This is a genomic window from Promicromonospora sp. NPDC050262 (assembly GCF_040655935.1).
In the GTDB taxonomy this organism is placed as follows: Bacteria; Actinomycetota; Actinomycetes; order Actinomycetales; family Cellulomonadaceae; genus Promicromonospora.
Genome location: NZ_JBFAKX010000001.1, coordinates 612,545 through 632,695 on the forward strand (window position 1 = coordinate 612,545; position 20,151 = coordinate 632,695).

General features: G+C 66.4%; 19 protein-coding genes. 8 read left to right on the forward strand and 11 right to left on the reverse strand.

All coding sequences use genetic code 11. From position 1 onward, the window contains the following. Positions 1-154: 154 nt before the first annotated feature. A complete protein-coding gene (locus AB0I29_RS02655) occupies positions 155-319 on the reverse strand; it encodes a DNA/RNA helicase domain-containing protein (RefSeq protein ID WP_357477701.1) in 165 nt (54 codons plus the stop codon). 36 nt (positions 320-355) lie between these two features. Between AB0I29_RS02655 and AB0I29_RS02660 the strand changes: the two genes are divergently transcribed. Then, positions 356-1,024, forward strand: a complete 669-nt coding sequence (locus AB0I29_RS02660; RefSeq protein ID WP_357477704.1) for a UTRA domain-containing protein — start codon at positions 356-358, stop codon at positions 1,022-1,024. Continuing rightward, the gene (locus AB0I29_RS02665) at positions 1,024-1,533 is read left to right on the forward strand and encodes a GNAT family N-acetyltransferase (protein ID WP_357477707.1); all 510 of its coding nucleotides are present in this window, start codon (positions 1,024-1,026) and stop codon (positions 1,531-1,533) included. Before AB0I29_RS02660 ends, AB0I29_RS02665 begins: the two co-directional genes overlap by 1 nt. Before the next feature lie 234 nt (positions 1,534-1,767). On the opposite strand, the gene AB0I29_RS02670 is transcribed toward AB0I29_RS02665, so the two are convergent. Continuing rightward, positions 1,768-3,615: a DUF262 domain-containing protein gene (locus AB0I29_RS02670; RefSeq protein ID WP_357477710.1), complete on the reverse strand. Its 1,848-nt coding sequence runs from the start codon at positions 3,613-3,615 to the stop codon at positions 1,768-1,770. A gap of 669 nt (positions 3,616-4,284) precedes the next feature. On the opposite strand from AB0I29_RS02670, the gene AB0I29_RS02675 reads away from it, so the two are divergent. Next, a complete protein-coding gene (locus tag AB0I29_RS02675; protein WP_357477713.1) occupies positions 4,285-4,731 on the forward strand; it encodes a hypothetical protein in 447 nt (148 codons plus the stop codon). 220 nt (positions 4,732-4,951) lie between these two features. Here the strand turns inward: AB0I29_RS02675 and AB0I29_RS02680 are convergent, their stop codons facing one another. From AB0I29_RS02680 to AB0I29_RS02715, 8 genes are all read right to left on the reverse strand, one after another. Continuing rightward, positions 4,952-5,407, reverse strand: coding sequence for a hypothetical protein (locus tag AB0I29_RS02680; protein WP_357477716.1), 456 nt, complete (start codon positions 5,405-5,407; stop codon positions 4,952-4,954). Between the two features lie 275 nt (positions 5,408-5,682). Then, positions 5,683-6,621, reverse strand: coding sequence for a hypothetical protein (locus AB0I29_RS02685; protein ID WP_357477719.1), 939 nt, complete (start codon positions 6,619-6,621; stop codon positions 5,683-5,685). Between the two features lie 72 nt (positions 6,622-6,693). Next, on the reverse strand, positions 6,694-7,803 hold the full coding sequence (locus tag AB0I29_RS02690; protein ID WP_357477722.1) for a hypothetical protein: 1,110 nt from the start codon (positions 7,801-7,803) through the stop codon (positions 6,694-6,696). Then, positions 7,796-8,236 (reverse strand): hypothetical protein, encoded by a 441-nt coding sequence (locus AB0I29_RS02695; RefSeq protein WP_357477725.1) that lies wholly within the window; start codon positions 8,234-8,236, stop codon positions 7,796-7,798. The genes AB0I29_RS02690 and AB0I29_RS02695 overlap by 8 nt, the downstream gene beginning before the upstream one ends. Positions 8,237-8,659: 423 nt before the next feature. Then, positions 8,660-10,573: a DUF2075 domain-containing protein gene (locus tag AB0I29_RS02700; RefSeq protein ID WP_357477728.1), complete on the reverse strand. Its 1,914-nt coding sequence runs from the start codon at positions 10,571-10,573 to the stop codon at positions 8,660-8,662. 144 nt (positions 10,574-10,717) lie between these two features. Then, positions 10,718-11,056: a nucleotide pyrophosphohydrolase gene (locus AB0I29_RS02705; RefSeq protein WP_357477731.1), complete on the reverse strand. Its 339-nt coding sequence runs from the start codon at positions 11,054-11,056 to the stop codon at positions 10,718-10,720. Positions 11,057-11,144: 88 nt separating this feature from the next. Further along, positions 11,145-11,432 carry a DUF1330 domain-containing protein gene (locus AB0I29_RS02710; protein WP_357477734.1) on the reverse strand — a complete coding sequence of 96 codons (288 nt, stop codon included), beginning with the start codon at positions 11,430-11,432 and terminating at the stop codon, positions 11,145-11,147. Between the two features lie 184 nt (positions 11,433-11,616). After that, a complete protein-coding gene (locus tag AB0I29_RS02715) occupies positions 11,617-12,537 on the reverse strand; it encodes an HIT family protein (protein ID WP_285104019.1) in 921 nt (306 codons plus the stop codon). Between the two features lie 181 nt (positions 12,538-12,718). On the opposite strand from AB0I29_RS02715, the gene AB0I29_RS02720 reads away from it, so the two are divergent. Next, positions 12,719-14,272: a TIR domain-containing protein gene (locus AB0I29_RS02720; protein WP_357477738.1), complete on the forward strand. Its 1,554-nt coding sequence runs from the start codon at positions 12,719-12,721 to the stop codon at positions 14,270-14,272. A gap of 172 nt (positions 14,273-14,444) precedes the next feature. Here AB0I29_RS02720 and AB0I29_RS02725 read toward each other — a convergent pair whose 3' ends face one another. Next, a complete protein-coding gene (locus AB0I29_RS02725; RefSeq protein WP_357477742.1) occupies positions 14,445-15,407 on the reverse strand; it encodes an NADP-dependent oxidoreductase in 963 nt (320 codons plus the stop codon). Between the two features lie 123 nt (positions 15,408-15,530). Between AB0I29_RS02725 and AB0I29_RS02730 the strand changes: the two genes are divergently transcribed. The 4 genes from AB0I29_RS02730 (at position 15,531) to AB0I29_RS02745 (ending at position 20,147) form a co-directional block, all read left to right on the forward strand. After that, the gene (locus AB0I29_RS02730; protein WP_357477745.1) at positions 15,531-16,535 is read left to right on the forward strand and encodes a helix-turn-helix domain-containing protein; all 1,005 of its coding nucleotides are present in this window, start codon (positions 15,531-15,533) and stop codon (positions 16,533-16,535) included. Beyond that, positions 16,532-17,707 carry a histidine kinase gene (locus AB0I29_RS02735; RefSeq protein ID WP_357477747.1) on the forward strand — a complete coding sequence of 392 codons (1,176 nt, stop codon included), beginning with the start codon at positions 16,532-16,534 and terminating at the stop codon, positions 17,705-17,707. Before AB0I29_RS02730 ends, AB0I29_RS02735 begins: the two co-directional genes overlap by 4 nt. Beyond that, the gene (locus AB0I29_RS02740; RefSeq protein WP_357477750.1) at positions 17,704-18,402 is read left to right on the forward strand and encodes a response regulator transcription factor; all 699 of its coding nucleotides are present in this window, start codon (positions 17,704-17,706) and stop codon (positions 18,400-18,402) included. Before AB0I29_RS02735 ends, AB0I29_RS02740 begins: the two co-directional genes overlap by 4 nt. Positions 18,403-18,494: 92 nt before the next feature. Beyond that, positions 18,495-20,147 carry an alpha/beta hydrolase gene (locus tag AB0I29_RS02745; protein ID WP_357477753.1) on the forward strand — a complete coding sequence of 551 codons (1,653 nt, stop codon included), beginning with the start codon at positions 18,495-18,497 and terminating at the stop codon, positions 20,145-20,147. The last annotated feature ends 4 nt before the right edge of the window (positions 20,148-20,151 follow it).

Sequence of the window (20,151 nt, forward strand, 5' to 3'; positions counted from 1 at the left end):
GCTCCTGGTGCGGAAACGCCGGATCATCGCGCAATGCGCGGCTCGGTACCAGAGCCGCTAAGCAAACGAACTGCGCCTACTCCCCCCCTCGTCTGGCAGCTCCTGGACCGTCACCTACGCTCAGCACCGCCAGATCGCTCGTGCCGCGTACTCGTCATGAGTCGACCACACCGGAAAAATACGGCCGTAGTCGCTCACGGAGTACTGGGTCGCACACGTAGACGTACGTGCCCCGAATACCTCGGGTCAGCAGAACGGCATAAATATTTCTGATGAAAGTCGTAAGCTGCCGCTCGGTTGGCTGGGCTATGCCGAACATCGGGCTGCCTCATCCATCCCGGGATCGGTCGGGCCCGTGTACGCCCACCGCTTCGGCATCAGCTCCGACCTCCGTTGCCGGCCGGCCGGCCGACCCATCGACCACGCGCGTCGTAGAACTCGGGCCGCTCGACGCGGTGCGCGGCACGGGCCGCACGGCGGATGTCTTCCGGTAGCGGCTTGGCCAGGTCATGCATGCCCTGGATCGATCGGCCGCGCCGAGCGCTCCTGTGCTGTTCAGGACCCGCGCCGCACGGGCCAACGCGTTCACGGCCTGAATCAGGTAGTCGGCGGCGATGGCCAGGTCATCAGCGCGTGTCACTGGGAACCACCTGCCCGGGGCAGGAGGGCCAGGCCGAGGGCGGCAGGCAAGAGCAGGCCGGTTCCGGTCAGAATCGGCATCACGTTCATTCCCTGGTCCATCGCCGAAGGCACTGCCCTCGCGAAAGCCGAGAATCTCGGGAAGCGCGCTCTCTACGGGCACCTCGAAGACCTCGGATACACCATCGCCAGCATCCGGGAGGAGATCACGGCGCGACCCGCCACCCGGGAAGAGGCCGAGGGGCTCGAATTGCCCACGGGCGTGCCCATGATCGATCTGTGGCACACCGGCATGACCGCCGACAAGCAGCCGTTCGAGGTAACGAACTTCTGCATGCGCGCCGACTACTCAGCACTCGACTACGACATGCCCGTGGACTACTGATGAGCCTGACGATCCGCCCTCGACGCGACGACAACCTCCCCGCCCTCGCCGCCGCACTGGTCCGAGTACATGCGCAGGATGGCTACCCCGTCGAAGGCGTCGCGGACCTCGAAGGGTGGCTACGCCACGACCGCGAGCTGCAGAGTTGGACGGCTTTGGAAGATGGTCTCCCCATCGGGCAGGTCACCCTCACTCGCGCCACATCCGACGACGACGCTGCACGAACCTGGCACGACCACAACGGCGGCGACATCGACCGATTGACCATCCCGGCGCGACTGTTCGTGCATCCCGACCACCGGGGTACCGGAGCCGGCCGGCTCCTCATGGAAGCGGCGTTCGAGTTTGCTCAGACGAATGGGCTCTCCGTCGCGTTCGACGTCATGCTCAAGGACCAGGCCGCCATCCGGCTCTACGAAAGCCTCGGAGCCCGACGGATCGCAGACCTCACGCACCACTACGGCGATGGCCTGACTGAACCTGCCGCCGTGTACGTCGTGCCGAGATGACCCGAGCCACTCCGGCACCAGCTGGATCATTTCGGTAAGCGCCGCCGCTCCTCCTATCGCTCGAAGTGCAGACGAGGGAGCCGACTTGCTCGACACAGCAAACCCCCACAGCGCCCCTCCAATTGCGACCTAGTTGCCCAACAGATGGCCGCTACCGAATACACCAAGAATTCCTGTAGCGGTTTGACACAAGCCCGGACAAGCAGAGGTCGGAGCACTCGCGATTGCGAGTAGCTAAACACCTACCGCCCATACGCTCTTTACAGCAAGGCCCGCCAGCAGTTCAGCACGGGCGGTGATGTCGTTGGATAGCAGCTCCACCTTCGTGTCATCTTCGAGCCACGTTGATAATTCGTCGTCTTTCCACGGAACATATGCCCTGAGGCCAGCCCTCTTTTCCGCGAGGTCGCCGTCCCCGAGATTTCCATTGGCTCCACTCGTCAATAGAACTAGATTTCCGATCGAGTATTCCAGAGCACCAATCTCGCCAGAAGCCTGACTCTGAGGCCGTATGTGCTCAATGGTCCACGCGGCCAAGCTCTGACCGGCAGGAAGTGCGTTATTGCCCTGAGCGAACCGTAGTAGGACGTATGCGATAAAGTGCTTGCGCGAACGAAGTTTTTGCGCGCTGTTCAAGCGCACCTTAGGGGCGTAGAACAATCGCGCAAAGGCCTCCTCAGCATCGCTGCTGGCAGGCAGGCTTCCAGCCAGCCTCTCCTTGAGGGACTTGATTGAAGATTGCACTGCAAGCTTCGAAGACGCACGCTCGAGTTCGGCCGCGAAACGATTATAGCGACTCCGCGTACCACCGGTCGAACCGCTATTTTTTAGGGCTGTAAACTGAAAGTGAAAGTTCTCGATCGCTCGGCAGGCGCCGACGAGATCTTTTCTTCGCATCAGCGTGCTCTTCTCGTACTTTCGCACGACGGCCAGTAGCGCTGAGTTGGCGACCGATACGTTGAAAAGCGCTAAAGCTCTAATAGAATCCACGACTTCGGGAACTCTTAGCGCACTCTTAGCCGTCAAGGCACTCGGGTCAATAACGAGGTCTACGTCCTCAAGACATTGATAGGTGACAGAATCAAACTCAAGCTCCTCCAGGTAGGCGAGGTGGCGCCCGGCATCGCCTTTGATCAGCTCAAAAATCTCCTTGTAGAGCTTTGCTTCAGTCACCGCTGGACGCCGGGAATTCCACGATTGCCACATAAACTGGTCGACGGCATCCATGGATCCAACAGCCTTTTGAACTCTGTCGACCATGCGATCCCAACGCTCCGCGATGGTCTTCCTGTTCAGCGCCTCCGTTGCTCCACCGCGCACTAGCAGGTTCTTTACCAGATCGGCTAGCCGCAGATCAGCCCCTCTTGTATTAAGGGTCTCGAAGATCAGGAAGCCGTCCTCCTCGGAGGTGAGTTCGACCTGGATTAGGCGGGCCTTTAAGACATTGTTTCGGATCTCCCGCAACGATCCAATTGTCTCAACGGGAGACTTGCCGGCTAGGGCTTTTTGGACTCTCGTCTCGAAGAAGGCTCGCGCTACACCGATTTGGCGAGCACTGCCATTCCATTCCTTGCCTGAGGGGATGGCGCTCGGGTTCTGCACAACCTCTTTGAAATTTGGCTCGTCCCGCTCGATCACAGGGTATCTATTGCCATCATCGTCAACTGCTATCAAGTAGTTCTGCGTATTGGATGCCTGAGACCGCGCCTGCTCTTGGAGTTCAGCAACGCCTTCGAGGCTTTCGAGATCGCCTGCATTCTCGAGGCTTTCCGCCAGCGCGTTGAATGAGTCCCTGATCACCGAAAGGACGATGGCACTCGTGGTCAGACGTTGCTGACCATCAATAATCGAGTACGAGTTGTTGAAAAGATCGCGAGACTGACTCTCCCATGTAACAGTGGACCCAAAGAAGAAGTCACCTCGAGCGAGAACGACGTCATCCCAGTAATCTTGGAGCTCGTCGACATCCCAGCTATAAGGCCGCTGAAAATCGGGCACCACGTACAGACAGGTCCGAAAGCAATCTTGAACCGTGCGCGTGGTGGACTTGATCGGTATGAGTTCCGAACTCGCAGACGACAATCTAGGCTCCTAAGCTCACTCTTGAAGGAAGTCAATGCATGTGCGTCGATTCTGGGGTGGAACGTCCCTTTCGGAACGTACGCTTCCCGCCGCGATCGGTGAGCGCAATAGCCGACCTCCGCCAGGTTCCGCATGTCGGCAGGTCTGCAGCCGGAGGGTACGGCCTCGCTCACGCCGTCCTGGTCACCTCCTTCAGCCAGCAGGCAAGCGGAAACTGACAAGTCCTGGACCACAGCTTCTACTCGACCGACTTCAGGTGGCAAGATCTCATCTCCGGACTCGAACCACAGCAACATGACCACGACCGCGTGGCCGCTAGGTGGACCTCGCGCGGAGTCTTGTCACACCGGATTCTGACACGCACCTTGAGATACTTGTCCACGGTTGCGGGCGATGCACGGGTGAATCAACTCCGTCACAAGGACAAGCGACGGGCAGCTTCGTGGCTCAGGGGCACATGTGCCCTCGACGCAAGCCCGTCCTGCGACTGCCCTACGAACCGGACTGCCGAATCGACCTCTATAAGATCAAGGGCGCCGCTTCGGGGTCCCCCGCGCTGTGGTCGCTGCGCACCCGCCGCGCACCCCCGCCGCACCCCGGCGCCAATCGGCTCAACGTGCTTCTGATTTGTCAGAAGGGATGTCGCGCGCAGTTGCTGGTGGGGCGGGCGTGTCTGACTCCTCAGATTCCGACCCGCTGGAATCCATTATCACGATCACCGAGATGCTCGGCGTGCGGGGCTGCCACAGGTCGAGGGCCCCTGGCGTGCTGGTACGCCACAACTCCGAAAATCCCAGCGTGCTGGAACGCCACAACTCAGAGAACCTTGGCGCGCAACGACGCAACAAGTCCGAGAATCCCGACACGCCGGGAAGCCATAGCTCCGAGAATTCCGGCGCGCTGGGAAACAGCGGCTGGGGGTGTTTCGGGGTGCTGGAATGCCGCACCTCCGAGGATTCGGGCATACCCCGGCCAGGCACCAGCCAGCGAATGTTCGGGCGATCGTCCAAGGGCCGAACATGGTGCGACAAGAAGGTCGTAGGGGTGTGGGGCAGGGGACCACCAGTCGCTTCGCGCTCCTTCACCAATTCGGCCAAGGTCTGTCCGAGCGATTGAGGTTTCGCGCCAGTCTGGTCGTCGTCAGTGTCGCCAGCAGGCGGGGCGTCTACCTGCTCGCGGGGCGCAGACTCATCTCCGTCGCTAGTGTCAGTTCGGTCGTTCGTGGTTGCCCACTGATCGAGCACCTCGTCCACGCGCTCTACTGCGCGCGCAAGGCGCTTGCGTTCGCCTGGAAAGCCGAACCGGCCCCAGCCCGTCACTCTCAGTCCGTGTTGCATCATCCCCCCGAGGCGTCCGTCAGCATCGCAAGGACGGCCAGCGTGCCCGAGATAGCCGATAGCGCCACCTGGGCGAAGCTCACCCAGAGCACGATGCTGACCACCGATTCATTGAACGTAACCGACTTGTAGAGCCGGCGGAAGAGCTCGTCGGCGGTCTCTTGGTCGCTCCAGCCGTGCAACTTGGCGTCGGCAAGCGCCTCCGTCACGTCCGGGTCACGAATTCGGTCCGCCACGATCGCTACTAGAAGGCCAAGGGTGGCCAGGGCGAGCATGATCGACGACCAGGTGGTCAGACGGGTAGCACCTTCGCTCTGTAGGGCCGGACCCACGAGGCTCGCGGCCGCAGCCGCAGCGAAAATCATGACGACCTTCGCACCATCGACACGCCAGCGTTGACGTGCCAAAGAGCGCTCCAGTGCGAGCTCGATCTCCTCCTGTAGTCGCCGATGCACCGTTGGATGGTGGCGTGGATCAGATCCCTTGTCTACAGAAAGAGTGGATTTGACCTTCGTGGCCTTGGGTACTCGTCTACGGCACGCCCAGCTCGCCTGCTCTATCGAATACGTGGGCCACTTGGGCGTGGATCACCAGCCGGCTCTCACCGCGAGCGGTGAACTAGCCCTCCACTGTGGTCACTTGGCGGTGGCCGCCTCTGACAAGCGCCATGCGACCACGAGCGTGCACGCCGTCGACCTGACGACGGTGCTGGCTTGAGCATTACCTAAGGTCAGCTGTGCCCGTAGCCGTAACGCGAACGAAGCTCCCGTTCTCCCATGTGACGAGCTCGAAGCCGACGCTGTGCACGAGCTCGACGAGGTCCGGAACGGGGAGAACCGGCAGCACGACCGTGCAGTGGGCAACGTCGTCGGTGAAGCGCCGGTAGTCCAAGAGCTGCCCGATCGCGAGCCGCACCACGTTGCGGGTGCTGCTGGCCTTGACCTCGTAGAGCACACCGCTGGATGAGTCGAACGTGTCCGTCAGCAGCCGCACGCTCGACGCCCGGTACCGCGAGTTGCAGGCGACCGACTTTGTGTTCACGTGCAAGCAGGAAGTCCTCAAATTCGTTCATCAGCTCGGCCTCGCGACGCTGCGCGGTCGAGCCCTTCCGGGCCGCCACGTCGAGCTCCTTCACTACGTTGTTCTCTGGCGGCAGGAACTCTTGCGCCGGCGCCGTCGCGGGTGTGCCCGACAAGATTTCGACGTCAGTCGGCGTCTCTGCGTCTATCGGGAGCAGTCGGAATACCAGGACCGTCCGGAGCTCGCCCTTGCGGTCCCGTGCTTCCTCGCGACGCCAGGGTGCGCCAGGGTCTACGCGGAACGAGCCGAGGTACCGCTGCGGCTTGCCACCCTTCTGCGAGACACCCGGCACCGCTTCGAAAACGCGGAGCGTCATCCCACGGGCGGTGTGGTTCATGATCGCCTTGTTGCCCGACACGAAATTTTGATCCCCAAGCTGGCCGTCACCGGTGTAGTAGAACGCACCGTCGTCCGCCCACCCATCGAAGTTGTAGCCGTGGCGACGACCCACCTCCGGGTCGCTGTAGATCATCACGTTCGGCGTCGACGCCGAGGACGAGATCCCGTTCCGAGTTGAACCGCCGAAGCGTTCAGCTACCTCAGCGCGCGTGGTGATCGTTCCAAGCGCGATATCCCACTGCTCGACCATGACGACAAGGTAGCTGTCATCACTGACATCGACCCCTCACCACTGGAACGACGTCCGGCTCTCGGAGGATCTTTATCGACGCGGCACCACGTCAAGGCCGCTCCGCGTCACTGCGTGATGGCGCAAGCGCCAGCCTTGACCCGGCACAACGCCGACAAAGAACGTGGCAGGGAGCCGAACGACGCCCCACCCCGAACGCGCCAGGCGGCGATCGAGCCGGTCGAATGGACTCCTAGAACATCTCGATCTGCTCGACGGACTCGTCTGGCGGGTCGCGATCGGTCCCGATCCCGATCTGCCAGTTTTCATTTCATTGAAGCCCTTGCAGGGTCCGAGGTCTGCGTCGCAGTTGAGGATGCCCTGCTCAGCGGCTGCGCGGACACAAGGATCGTTACCCGTCTCTCCGAGGTCCCTGATCATTTCAACGATGCGCGCTTGCGGATACCGAGGCCGCGCCACAAACGAAGCCTCATGCGCCACGGCGTTGATCGCACTCGCGTACGCGACGGCGAGATATGACTGCCCCATGATGTGCTCGCACTCGGTGCCCTCACAGATCGAGCACTCGCCGCTATCACGCTCCGCCACCTTCGGGTACGGCTCGCCCATCTGGTGATCGCAGTCCTCCACCAGGCGAGCGCAGATCGAGCAAGCAAAGTCGCTGACCAAGCCAACGGACAGCCCCATGCGCAGGTGCGAGATATTGATCGCGCAGTCCTCCCAGTACGCGCCGTCACGCAAGACGATGGGACAGCCGAAAAGGCCCCGCTTCACGAACGCGGCCCTATGGATCGCCCGGTGCGCGTCCTCCTTCAGTTCGTGGTCTTCGAGGTAGTTCAAAGCTGCCACCGCCGAAGTGGTCGCCTTCTTGATACGAGGCGCGATAGCGTCGAGCGTCGCCTGGTCGATGGTCGATCGGAACTGTATCCACTCGCTGCGCTTCTGCCGCTGGATCGCGCGCGCCGCGCCCTCGTCCTCCTCCACCAGCTTGAAATCCAGTGCGGGCATGTCCGCTGCACGATCGCCGAGGATGACGAGCACCGCCTCGTACTCGTCAGAAAATCCCCGCAGCGACTCTCGCCCCTTGTGGTCGAGGTACCGCTCTCGGTTCGGCCCGCCCGATGGTGGGATCGGTCCCCACTGCATCAGGACCGTCTTGAAGTGTGGTCCGCCATCAGCCACGGTTCTTCTTTCCGTTCTTCTTCCGCCTCTTGGCTGACTCGTTCAACTCGCGCAGGGCACCGAGCACATCTTCGCCCTCACCCTCGATCTCGTAGTTGAGGCCGGTCTCTGTCTCCGCCACTCGGACCTTCAGCGGCAACTTCTTTGCCTCTTCCGGCGTCCACCCCTGGGTGTCGGACCGATGGGCGATGAACAGCGACACCGTGAGGATCAGCCAGTCGCTCGCCACGGTGAGGCAGGCCAGGCCCAGGGACCACATCTCAGGGTCGATGCTGAACTCGGACAAGTACTTGCGCGAGCCCTCGGGCATCGAGAACTCGACGGGGAGGTCAGCGGCGCGCGCAGCCTTCGGGAGATATCGGACGTTGTCCGTGTAGCGCAGTTCTCCATCGGCATCATCGCCGGTGGGAACCGCCGTGCGAATCGGGATCACATAGACCTAGCCGGGATCGACAACCTCAGGGATCGCACCCGCCAGGGGGCTCCACTCGCCCACGGTCACCTTGGAAGTCATGCCGGAAGCCTATTCCTGTCCAGGATGCTCCGGAGCAGAGGGCCGGTGATCCGAGCACACGTTGTGATAACGCGGGACACCGTTCGTAGACGTCTCACGCCCCTGGATCACGGAGAACCAGGGACCCCAAGCCTGGAGTTTAGGCGGGTCGCAGACCTACATGGAACGGTCCAGTATGAGCGTGTCGAGGTCGCTGTCGGACACCGGAGGATTACACCCGAGTTACACGGGAGCACGAGAAACGGCGACCAACGCTGCACAACGCCGCAAGGCGAAAGTACAGGTCAGCCGCCGTTTCTGGGTATCGTCGCAGGACGATCCGGTCAGGCGATCAGAAGTTGATCATGTGGCCGGACGCCGCCCAAACACCAACGACCGAAGAAACTCCCGAGTCTCCTCATCCGTGGAGTAGATCAGCGTCCCGACCATCCCCCGAGTAAGCAGAACCTTGTAGGTGTTCCGGGTCAGCCGTTCGAACTGAGCATCGGTGACACTCTTCTTGGTCAGCTCCCCGTCGCGACTCTCAGCCCGCTGCACGACCCACGCCCCTCGACCCGCACCGGCAGCCTGTCGCCACACAAGGTCGGGACCAAGGATCACCCCGTTCCAGTCGTACTCGAACCCCTGCGCCGTATACACGCACCCCACCTGACCGAACCCAGCGGGATCGGTCGCCCACAAAGGAGACGGCGGCGCCCCGCCGACCGCGCGTTCGCCACGGAGATTCCACGGACGCTGCCAGGCGCCGATCGTGACGTCCGGAACGAGCGACCCATCATCGCGGGGATCGGACCACGGCCAGCAGAAGCCGGCCGTCATCCGCGCGCCCTTGCCTGCATTTCGGTAAGCCTGCAGCCGCGACTCGAGTTCCTCGGGCGAGTCCACAACGTCGACCTCGAAGTTCTCATCCACGCCGTCCCACGGCTGCGGGCCATCCTCTACGTCACGCAGACCGAGCAGACGCTCGACCCATTCGATGTACGCGAGGCTGCCACCGGAACGGAACTGATCGGTCAGGTCGATCTGACGCACCTCGAGCCCCTTGGCCTCAGCAGCTAGACGAATGTCGTCAGGTGTTCCCGTCTCACCGGGCCGCACCACCTGGTTCTGGTCCAGCAGGAAGACAGGCACACGAGCGGCGTCGAGCAGTTCGTCGACCTGTGCTCGCGCCCGCTCGCGGAGTTCCTTGCGGGTGTACCGGTCCACCGACTTCTCCCGGATGCGGTGTGCCTCGTCCAGAATCAGCACCTCGAGGCCGTTGCGTTCGGCCTCCATGAAGTTGTTGAAGTACTTGAACAGCCCTTGCGTCCGCGTGGAGCCCTTCCCCGCGACCTTTCGAAGCGTCTGGGTGAAGCTTCGTGAACCCGTCGCATGGATCGCCGTCCGGCCCTCCCGGGCAAGCTCGCCCATGAGCGACAGTGCGATCACGGACTTGCCCGAACCCGGGCCACCCGTCACCAGGACCACCGACTTGGAATCGGCGGTTACCGCCTTCTTCACCTGGTGCAGCACCAGGTCGCGCGCCGTCTTCTGCTCGTCAAGGAGAACGAACTGCTCCTGCTCGCGAATCTCCTTGGCCACGACAGACATGAGCTGCTTGGAAGGTGCGGTCTTGGAGCGAACGAGGCGGTCTGCAGCCTCGGCACCTGACGCGTCCTTGGCAAGCAGCGACTGCAGGTGCGCGATGAACTGGCTTCGGCGCTCTCCCGTGAACATGGGGGCCTGCGCGAGCTCCTTGCTCGCGAGCAAATCGCCGACGCCGAAATCGGTCGCGTTGTGGAGGTACACGACGCCCTGAAGCTGGTCGGGCGTGTGCTCAAAGGCCTTCGCGAAATCACGCAAGTACTGGACGTAACCCGCGACCTGAGTGCTCGGGTGCGACGACAGATAGCCGGCGCCATCAATCTCGACGAGCGCGTCGTCGTCCTCCCACAGGTGCGCCTCGCTCCATTGCTTGAGCTCGACGACCACGTAGGAGTGATCTCCCGTTCGCGGATGGACTCCCGCGAGGATCGCGTCAGTTCGCTTCGACGTCAGCGGCAGGCGGTGCTCCAGCAGCACTTCCACCTGGTCCAGGCCGGCATCGCTCAGGTCGCGAGCGAGAGCCGGTAGCGAGTTGCGCCACGAGCGACGCTCGCCCGCACCGACGTACACGCCTTGGCGAGAGAGCTGGTCTGCGAGATGTGTCTCCACAGCGGATGAGTCTGAGGTGAGCGACGACGACAACGACGCCGCCGAGTAGCGGATGACCGACAAGTACGTCCCCTGAGCAGCACGAATGAACGTGCGGCGGGGACATGTCCGCAGGTCAAGCCGGAAGTCCGTCGATGCCGCGTAGGCAGGTCGAGTCTAGGCAGGTCAGGTGCGTGCGAGTCGACGGCGCACGGGCGATTCGCCCAATCAGGAAGCAGGCTGGGGCGGAGGAAACCGCCCGTCGTTCCGCGAGATCTTCGCGTGGCCGGCCTGTACCAGATCGACGCCGCAGACGTCGGCCAGCTGGACCAGGTACAAGAAGACGTCGGCGAACTCTTCCTCGACCTCGCCTCGCGTGCGAGGGTCGGCCAGCTTTTCGTGGACCTGGTCGTCCGTGAGCCACTGCATCTCTGCGAGAAGCTCGCCCACTTCGCCACCCAGCGCCATCGCAAGATTCTTCGGTGTGTGGAACTGGCCCCAGTCCCGGGCGCGAGCGAAATCGCGGAGTCGGTCCCTGACGGACTCGATGGTGGTGGCGTCGTCCATGAGGTTGATTCTGCCTCGCCCTTACGACTCCCCTACGCCAACCCCGATCGGCGCGGGGGCAATGAAGCAGGGATCGTCGGTCGGCCCCTCAGGCACCTTCCACGAGAACGACGCGGAAGATCGCTCCCTTGAACCGGTGCTCCGCCGCAGCCTGGTAAGCAGGGCTGTCGTACCAGGCACGGGCGGCGGCCGCCGTCGGGAACTCGATCACCACGACCCCCTCCGGCGCAGGGCCTTCGAGGATCTGCTGCTCGCCGTACGCGGCGAGGATCTTGGCGTCATGTCTTTCGAACGACTTCCCGACATTCTCCAAGTAGGCGTCGACCTCGGACTGGTCGTGCGTGCTTTCCTTGAAGAACACGACGTAAGCACTCAAGGCGGGGCCCTTTCGAACGGCTTCTGGCGATGCGTGTCGTTGAGGCGTCCAGCCAACAATCCATCTAACGCCTGTGAGCGCCGAGCATAGCGACTGGTCAGAGATGCCGACCGCGTGCCGTCGTCACACGGCGGCGATCGGGAGCCGCCGGATGTCCACTCGCTGCACGATTCCCCTCCCGGCATCAGGCCCGCCACACCGCACTGATCACAATCACTACACCGATCAACGCAAGCACCCCGTAGAACGGCAGGATCGACCACGACCTCCAGACGTTCCAGCCGGGCAGCCATGGCCTGCGCGCGGCCGCCAGCCGGCCCGGCCGCGAACCCGGCCGCGCCGGTACAGCGACACCGGAAGGGTCCAGCGAGAAGGCTCTGATCGGCGCGGCGTTCCGCGCGACGGCGTCGTAGAGCTGCCGGTACTCACGCTCGACGCGCAGGTAGTTGGCGTCGATGTACATGAGCAGGAGCACCGTAGCCAGCCCGAGCAGCGCCAGGCCGGCGGACCGTTCGGTCACGCCGAACCCGTACAGGGCTGTAACCACCGGGAGCAGCCAGGTCTTCACGTTCGCCGAGGCGCCGGCCATACGGGTCACGACGGCCTGGACGAGCTCAAGATGCTTGCGACGGTCCTCACCGCTCGGTCCGTCACCCACAGCCACCCCGGTCTGGCATGCCGTGCGCAGCAGCGCCCATGCCTCGTCCTTCTCGGCCTCCGAGTACCTCGTCCTGGCGGGCCAGATGCGTCCCATCGCATCCCCGGCCCGTCTCGGCACGAGGTGTACGTGCAGGTGGAACACAGTCTGCGTGGCGGCCGCACCGTTCGACTGGATGACGTTGAGGCCTTCGGGACGGAGCGCCTTTCTGACGACGCCGGCGAGCCGCACGCAGACTCGCCCGAGGTAGGCGGCCTCGCTCTCGTCCAGCGCCCAGATGTCCGGTACGTGACGGCGCGGAACGACGAGGACGTGCCCGACGACCGCCGGCTTGGTCGGGAAGAAGGCCACCACGCGTTCGTCCTCGTAGATCACGCGGGCGGCCGGATCGTCCCCGCGAACGATCCTGCAGAACGAGCACCTGTCGGACGTCGTCAAGGTCGGCACCTCTCCGCGCAGGGCAGGACACGGGCGTCACCACTGTCCGTGTCCCGGATGTCACCTTCGTGACGATCCTTCCAGACGGTTCGCATGACGGAAACACCCGCCAACCGGTGGTGGCGCCGGACGACGCCGGTCGGGAAGGATGACGGGCACCAGGCATCTCCACCCAGGTCAGAGGAGTGCGATGACGCGGGACGTGTACCAGCTAGCCCAGGTCTTCAACGAATCGCAGGCGTCGGGCATCACCTACGTCGCGCCGGCCGAAGCACAACGACTCAAGGGTTCGCTCGTGACGCCGGGAAAGCACGTCACCCTCGTCGGACCGTCCGGGAGCGGCAAGTCGACCGTCGCCGAGCGGGCACTCGCAGCAGCCGGGTTCGACGCGGACCGGGTCCTCTCCTTCAACGCCCGGGCCCATACCGGGGCGCAGAGCATCTTCACCGTCCTCGGCGCCGAGCTCGGCGTCGGGCGGACGGCGAAGGCGGTAGAGCCGAGGCTGCGGGAATTCGACCTGATCAAGATCGAGGACGTCCACCGCCTCTCGCTCAAGGCGCGCACCCAGCTCGCCTCGCGCCTCAAGCTCTGGCACGAGAGCGGCATCCGCGTCTTCATGATCGGGATCGCCAAGACGAGCGACGCGATCCTCGGCCACGACCCGGAGCTCGCGATCCGGAACGACACCTGGTATCTGGGCACGCAGAGCGACACGTTCATGGACACGCTCATGACCCAAGGGGAACGCGCCCTCAACATCAAGTTCGACGACGCGACCCGTGGTGCGGCGATCAGGGCCGCCAGGGGATCACCGTCGATCTTCCAGGCGATCTGTCGGTCTGCTTGTGTCGAGGCCGACGTGATGCGGACGGCCGCGGAGCCGCAGCAGGTCGCCATCGACCTCGCCGTCGTCGCCCCGCAGATCGCCAAGCAGTTCGACGGCCGCTACATCCGGAAGATCGTCCGCCTGACACAAGGGCGGCGTTCTGTGCACGACGTCTATTTCAAGTTCGTCCAGCGCGCCGCAACCAGCGAGGGGTTCCGCACCACCTACAAGGAGCTGGACGCCGCCGTCGTCGGAACCGCCGACCCGGCCATCAAGGGCCGGGTCAGGAGCGCGTTCCGCCGCGCGATCGATTCCCTCCCGGCCGTGATCGAGGAGAGCGGCCTGGACGCGACCCTTACCTACGAGCACCGGACCCTGCGGATCGATGACCCGGCCTTCCGCTTCTACCTCGACCACCTCGACCTCACCCAGGTCAGCTCCGAGGTGGTCCCCCGTCGGTCGAGGTACGAGTACGACGTGGCGGTGTCGTTCGCGGGGAACGACCGGTCGGTCGTTCAAAAGTTCGTCGAGATGCTCGAGGAACGAGACCTCAAGGTCTTCTACGACTTCAACCAGCAGGCGGAGCTCTGGGGAAAGGACCTACGCCGCGGGCTCGCCCGCATCTACGGGGAGCAGGCACAGTTCATGGTCATCTGCTTGTCCGACGACTACCCCGAGCGCGACTGGACGACGTTCGAGTACGAGGTCGGAAGGAACGCGGCGAGCAAGCGGACCGAGGACTATCTGCTGCCCCTCATCGTCGGAAACCGGCCACCCATCACGGGGCTGCCCGCGACCTACGGCTTCCTCAGCCTGCAGGACCAGCCGATGGAGAAGGTGGCGGACCTTCTGCTGGAGAAGCTCGCCGCGGTGCAGGAGATCTCCCCGAGCGCTCTGCGGCTACGTCCGGCGCCCTGACATCGACGCCGACCTCACCGGACCATCCAGATCTTCACGATCCCGAGATCGTCCCTGAACGACGCGCCCTCGGTCCTGAACCCGCACCTCTCGTCGAACCGACCCGCTCATCGACCACCACGGGCTCGGGGAGCTGACCGGCGCGCAGCATCAGGTAAGCAGAAGCACCGCATCACCCCGCCACGTCCAGCACCAGCTTCCCCCGCGTCCGATTCCCCTCCCCCAGCCGATGCGCCTCCGCGACCTGCTCCAGCGCGAAGACCCGCTCCACCTCGACCCGAACCACACCGGAGTCGACCAGCCCACCGATCGTCGTCAGTGCCGGTGCATCAGGCTCCACCAGGAACGCGCTGGCACGCACCCCAGCCCGACGAGCCACGACTGCAAGCCGCTCAGAGACTCCGCTAGGGATCGACACAACCAACCCGCCAGCACGGGTCACCGACACCGACCGCACATCGGTGTCGTCGTGAGCGCCGACCAGGTCGATCACTACGTCGACCTCGCCGGCGACGTCCTCGAACCGCTGCCGGGTGTAGTCGATCACCTGGTCGGCGCCCAGCTCCTTGAGCCAGGCGTGCCTCGGTTCGCTGGCCGTGGCCACGACCTCGGCGCCGAGGTGGCGGGCGAACTGCACGGCCAGGTGCCCGACGCCGCCGGCCGCCGCGTGCACCAGCACGCGCTGTCCGGCCTGCACAGCGGCGGTGTCGACCAGGGCCTGCCACGCGGTGAGCGCGGCGAGGGGCAGGGCCGCGGCCTCGACGTGACCGATCGAGACCGGCTTGCGGGCGAAGTGGCGCGAGGGCGCGGTGACGAACTCGGCGTAGGCACCGGCGGGCCGCGGGAACCACGGCAGCGCATAGACCTCGTCGCCGGGCGCGAGCGTGGTGACGCCGAAGCCCACCTCCTCGACGACGCCGGAGACGTCCCAGCCCAGGATCGCCGGGAACGTCTGCAGGCCCGCCATGCCCTGGCCCGCACGGGTCTTCCAGTCCACCGGGTTGATCCCGGCGGCGTGCACCCGGACCAGCACCTCGGTCGGCAGCGGCTCCGGCCGGGCGACCCGCTCGACGGTCAGCACGTCGGGTCCGCCGAACTCCCTGATGGTGACGGCCCGCATCGTGTCCTCGCTCATGTCCACTCACTCACTGTCCGTTGAAGGTCGATCGCCGGGCCAACGCCCGGCGAGACCCACTCTGGGGCGCACCGACGGCGCCCAGTGAGTGGCCTGAAGGTCACCTGTCGTACCATTCTGGCCATGCCGCATCACGTTGCCGTCCTCGCTCTGGACGGCGTCCTGCCGCTGGACCTGGGCATCCCCGCCCGCGTGTTCAACGAGGCGCGCGCCGCCGACGGCACCCCGCTCTACTCCGTGAGCACCTTCTCGCCCGGGGGCCGGGCGGTCCGTACGCACGAGGACTTCCGCATCGTCGTCGACCACGACGAGTCGGTGCTGCGGACCGCGGACACCGTGGTGATCGCCACCCAGGAGCCCGGCGAGCAAATGCTCGCGACGGGGACGCTGCCGGACGACCTTGCCGCGATCCTGGACCAGGTCCGGCCGCAGACCCGCATCGTGAGCCTGTGCACGTCGGCCTTCCTGCTCGCGGCGGCCGGCCTGCTCGACGGCCGGCGGGCCACCACCCACTGGACGCTGTGCGACACCTTCGCCGAGCTCTTCCCCGACGTCGAGGTCGATCCGGACGTGCTGTTCGTCGACAACGGGCGCATCCTGACGTCCGCCGGCGGCGTCGCGGGCATCGATCTGTGCCTGCACCTGGTCCGCCGGGACCACGGGGCGGCCGTCGCGGCGGCCGCGGCACGCCGGTGCGTGGCGGCCCCGTGGCGTGAGGGCGGGCAGGCCCAGTTCATCGAGCACGCCGTCCCCCGGGAGACCGACCGTTCGACGTCGTCCACCCGGGAGTGGGCCCTGCGGCGGCTGGCCGAGCCGATCACGCTGGAGGACATGGCGCGGCACGCGCACATGAGCGTGCGTACTCTCACCCGCCGGTTCAGCAGCGAGGCGGGCACCAGCCCGCTCAAGTGGCTGAACCAGCGCCGGCTCGCACACGCACGCCTGCTCCTGGAGTCCACCGACCTGCCCGTCGCCCGGATCGCCGCCGCGTGCGGCTTCGGCGACCCGGTCGCGCTGCGCAAGCAGTTCCACGCCTCCCTGGGCCTCTCCCCGGTGGCCTACCGCCGGGCCCACAACGCGCCGGAGCCGACGGTGCGACCCGAGGCCGTCCTAGGCTCAGCACGATGAACGGCCCGACGACCGCCCACGCGCCCCCGTCCCGGCAGCCACTGCGAGACCGCCTGGTCGACTGCGTCCTGATCGCGCTGGCCGTAGCCCTCGCCCTGATCGCCCTCCAGGTCCAGACCACCGAGCCCGACCCACTCCCCACCGGACTCCTCGTCGCCGACCGCCTCACCGGCCTCCTCGGCTGCGTCGCCCTGTGGTGGCGCCGCACGTACCCGGTCCAGATCGGTATCGCCCTGGCCGCGACAAGCGTCTACTCCGAGACAGTCACCGGAGCCGCGATCGTCGCCCTCTTCACCGTCGCCGTGCACAGCTCGATCCGTGCCACGGCAACTGTCTGCGCCATCAGCGTCGCAGCCCTGAGCACCTACCAGCTCGTCTGGCCCGACCAGAGCACCCCGCCACTCACCGTGTTCACCATGATCGCCCTGGGTAACGCCGCGACCGTCGCGTGGGGCCTGACCATCCGCAACCGAAGGGCCCTCGTCACCTCCCTGCGCGAGCGCGCCGCGGCCGCCGAGGTCGAGGCCCAGCTCCGCGCCGAGCGTTCCGAGCGCGAAGCCCGCGAGACCATCGCGCGCGAGATGCACGACGTCCTGGGCCATCGCCTGTCCCTGCTCAGTGTCCATGCCGGCGCCCTCGCCTACGCGCGCACCGCGCCGCCCGACGACGTCGGCCGCGCCGCCGAGGTGGTCCGCGAGAACGCGCACCGCGCCCTCCAGGACCTGCGCGACGTCATCGGCGTGCTCCGCGCGCCCGTCGGAGAGCTGCCGATGCCTGCCGCAACAGACGTCCTCCAGCTGGTCGAGGACGCCCGCGCCACCGGCACCGAGGTAACCCTCCTGGACGACGCCGGACTCACCACCGGCGCACGAACCATCCCGGACGTGCAGGGCCGCACGCTCTACCGCACGGTGCAGGAGTCGCTGACCAACGCCCGCAAGCACGCCCCGGGCGCACCGGTCACCGTCCGCATCAGCGGGCGGCCCGACGACGTCGTCGTCGCCGAGGTGACCAACGCGCGCCCCGCAGCCGGGCCCAGATACCCCCAAGGCTCCGGGACCGGACTCCGCGGACTCGACGAACGCACCCGCCTGGTCAACGGCACCCTCGACCACGGCCCCACCGACCGAGGCGGCTGGCGCGTCCGCCTGCGCCTACCCTGGCCGACGTGACCCATTCCGCCCCCGGCGACGAGCCGGCCATCGACGTCCTCATCGCCGACGACGACGCCATGGTCCGCTTCGGCCTCAAGATGATGCTCGACGGCGCCCCCGACCTCCGCGTGGTGGCCGAGGCCGGCGACGGCGCCGAAGCGGTCGAGCTGGCCCGGCGTCACCACCCCGACGTCGTGCTGATGGACATCCGGATGCCCGGCACGGACGGGCTCACCGCGACCGAGATCCTGCGCGGCGACTCCCCCGCACCCCAGGTCATGGTGCTGACCACGTTCGACGCCGACGCCCACGTGCTGCGCGCGCTCCGGGCCGGGGCGGCCGGGTTCCTGCTCAAGGACACCCCGCCCGACGAGCTCGTCGTCGCCATCCGGCACGCGGCCCAGGGGCGCCCCGTGCTCTCGCCCGAGGTGACCCGGCGGCTCATCGCCAAGGTCGCGGAGTCGGACGAGGACGCCCGGCGCACCACGGCCCGCGAGCGCCTCGACGCGCTCGGTGAGCGGGAGCGGGAGGTCGCCGTCGAGATCGGGGCCGGGCGGTCGAACGCCGAGATCGCGGCGCGCTTCTTCCTGGGTCTGACGACGGTGAAGACCCATGTGTCGTCGATCCTGGCCAAGCTCGGTCTGAACAACAGGGTCCAGGTGGCGCTGCTGGTGCAGGAGGCCGGGCTCGACTCCCCCGACGGACCGGAGTGACCCACGCGGGCGAGGAAGCTCCGACTTCGGTCGGTCGGTCCGGACCCATCGGCCGATAGCCCAGGTCGGACGGCGTTCCTAGGGTCGATCGCATGCCTGGATCAACCCGTTCCCCGAACGCCGCGCTGCGCATCGCCGCCGTGCTCGCCGTCGTCTCCCTGGCCGTGTCCGGCTGCGCCGCCGGCGCGGGCGGTGCGCTGACGGCGTCCGCCGCCGCCGGCGCGCCCGCCGCGCCGAGCGCCCCACCCGCCCCGGAAGCGACAGCCCCCACCCCCGACCCGATCGACTGGGCCGAGTGCGGCCCCAACCTGGACTGCGCCACCGTCGAGGTCCCGCTGGAGTACGCCGAGCCGGGCGGCGAGCAGATCCCGCTCGCGGTGGTGCGACACCGCGCCACCGACCCCGACCGACGCATCGGCAGCCTGTTCATCAACCCCGGCGGCCCGGGCGTGCCCGCCTCCGAGATGGTCCGGTCGATCGACCCCAAGAGCGAGACCAGCCCGTTCTCGCCCGACGTCGTGGCGCGCTTCGACGTCGTCGGCATGGACCCGCGCGGCGTCGGGGAGTCGGACGCCGTCCGGTGCCTCACCGACGAGCAGCGGGCCGCGCAGGCCGCCGAGGACCGCGACCCGAGCATCCCGGGCGGCAAGCCGTTCGGGCAGCTGCTCAAGGACGCCCGGACCTTCACCAAGGGCTGCGCCACGCACCAGGACCGCGCGTTCCTGGCGAGCATGTCCACGGACAACGTGGCCCGCGACCTGGACCAGGTGCGCGCCGCGATCGGCGACGACCAGATCACGTTCTACGGCGCCTCGTACGGCACGGTGGTCGGCCCCATGTACGCCACGCTGTTCCCCGAGCGCGTGCGCCAGATGGTGATCGACGCCCCCGTCGACACCGACCTGTGGCAGAACGACCCGCTTCGCCTGCTCGACGACGTCGCGCGGTCCAACGAGGAGACCCTCGACCTCTGGTTCGAGACGTGCCGCGCCGAGGGTGTGGCGGCGTGCCCGTTCGGGGACGGCGATCCGGAGGCGGCGTTCGACGCCCTCATCGCCGACCTGGAGCGGGAGCCCCTGCAGGTCCCGCCGGTCGAGGGCCTCACCCCCGGCGGGACGCTCGACGGCGCCATGGCGCTGGAGGGCATCCGCGCCGCGGCGGGCGTCCGCACACTGTGGCCCTCGCTCACCGCGGGCCTGCTCTCCGCCCAGCAGGGCAACGGGACGTTCCTGCACTTCCTGGTCTCGAACGTCACGGTCGCGCCGTTCGGCGGCCCGTTCGCCACCCTCCAGGAGCCGCACACCGCCGTCCGCTGCGCCGACTGGCCGTCCCTGCGCAACCTGGGCGAGCACCGGGCCGCCGCCCGCGAGATCGCCGCCCGCGGCGAGCGCCTGGGCAGCCGGGCCGCCTACAGCGCGCTGAACTGCGCGCTCTGGCCGGCCACGAACGAGGACCGCTTCACCGACGAGCTCACCGGCGCGGGCGCTCCCCCGATCCTGGTGGTCGGCGGCGAGGTGGACAACGTGTCGCCGTACCACTGGGCGCAGGCCATGACCGAGCGCCTGGAGGACGCCGTCCTGCTCACCCGGACGGGCGTGGGCCACACCTCCTACCGCACCAGCGGGCCGTGCATCGACGACGCGGTGGATGCGGCGCTGATCGACGGCGTGCTGCCCGCCGAGGGCACGGTCTGCGAGGCGGTGCCGGCGGGGACGACGCGGGTGCCGGCTCCGGCGGGCGAGTAATAGT

Excerpts from the sequence above, each read along its gene's own strand:
- AB0I29_RS02705 (WP_357477731.1), bottom strand. The coding sequence starts at position 11,056 with ATGGACGACGCCACCACCATCGAGTCCGTCAGGGACCGACTCCGCGAT.
- AB0I29_RS02735 (WP_357477747.1), top strand. The coding sequence starts at position 16,532 with ATGAACGGCCCGACGACCGCCCACGCGCCCCCGTCCCGGCAGCCACTG.
- AB0I29_RS02655 (WP_357477701.1), bottom strand. The coding sequence starts at position 319 with ATGTTCGGCATAGCCCAGCCAACCGAGCGGCAGCTTACGACTTTCATC.
- AB0I29_RS02685 (WP_357477719.1), bottom strand. The coding sequence starts at position 6,621 with ATGGTCGAGCAGTGGGATATCGCGCTTGGAACGATCACCACGCGCGCT.
- AB0I29_RS02720 (WP_357477738.1), top strand. The coding sequence starts at position 12,719 with ATGACGCGGGACGTGTACCAGCTAGCCCAGGTCTTCAACGAATCGCAG.
- AB0I29_RS02665 (WP_357477707.1), top strand. The coding sequence starts at position 1,024 with ATGAGCCTGACGATCCGCCCTCGACGCGACGACAACCTCCCCGCCCTC.
- AB0I29_RS02745 (WP_357477753.1), top strand. The coding sequence starts at position 18,495 with ATGCCTGGATCAACCCGTTCCCCGAACGCCGCGCTGCGCATCGCCGCC.
- AB0I29_RS02730 (WP_357477745.1), top strand. The coding sequence starts at position 15,531 with ATGCCGCATCACGTTGCCGTCCTCGCTCTGGACGGCGTCCTGCCGCTG.
- AB0I29_RS02725 (WP_357477742.1), bottom strand. The coding sequence starts at position 15,407 with ATGAGCGAGGACACGATGCGGGCCGTCACCATCAGGGAGTTCGGCGGA.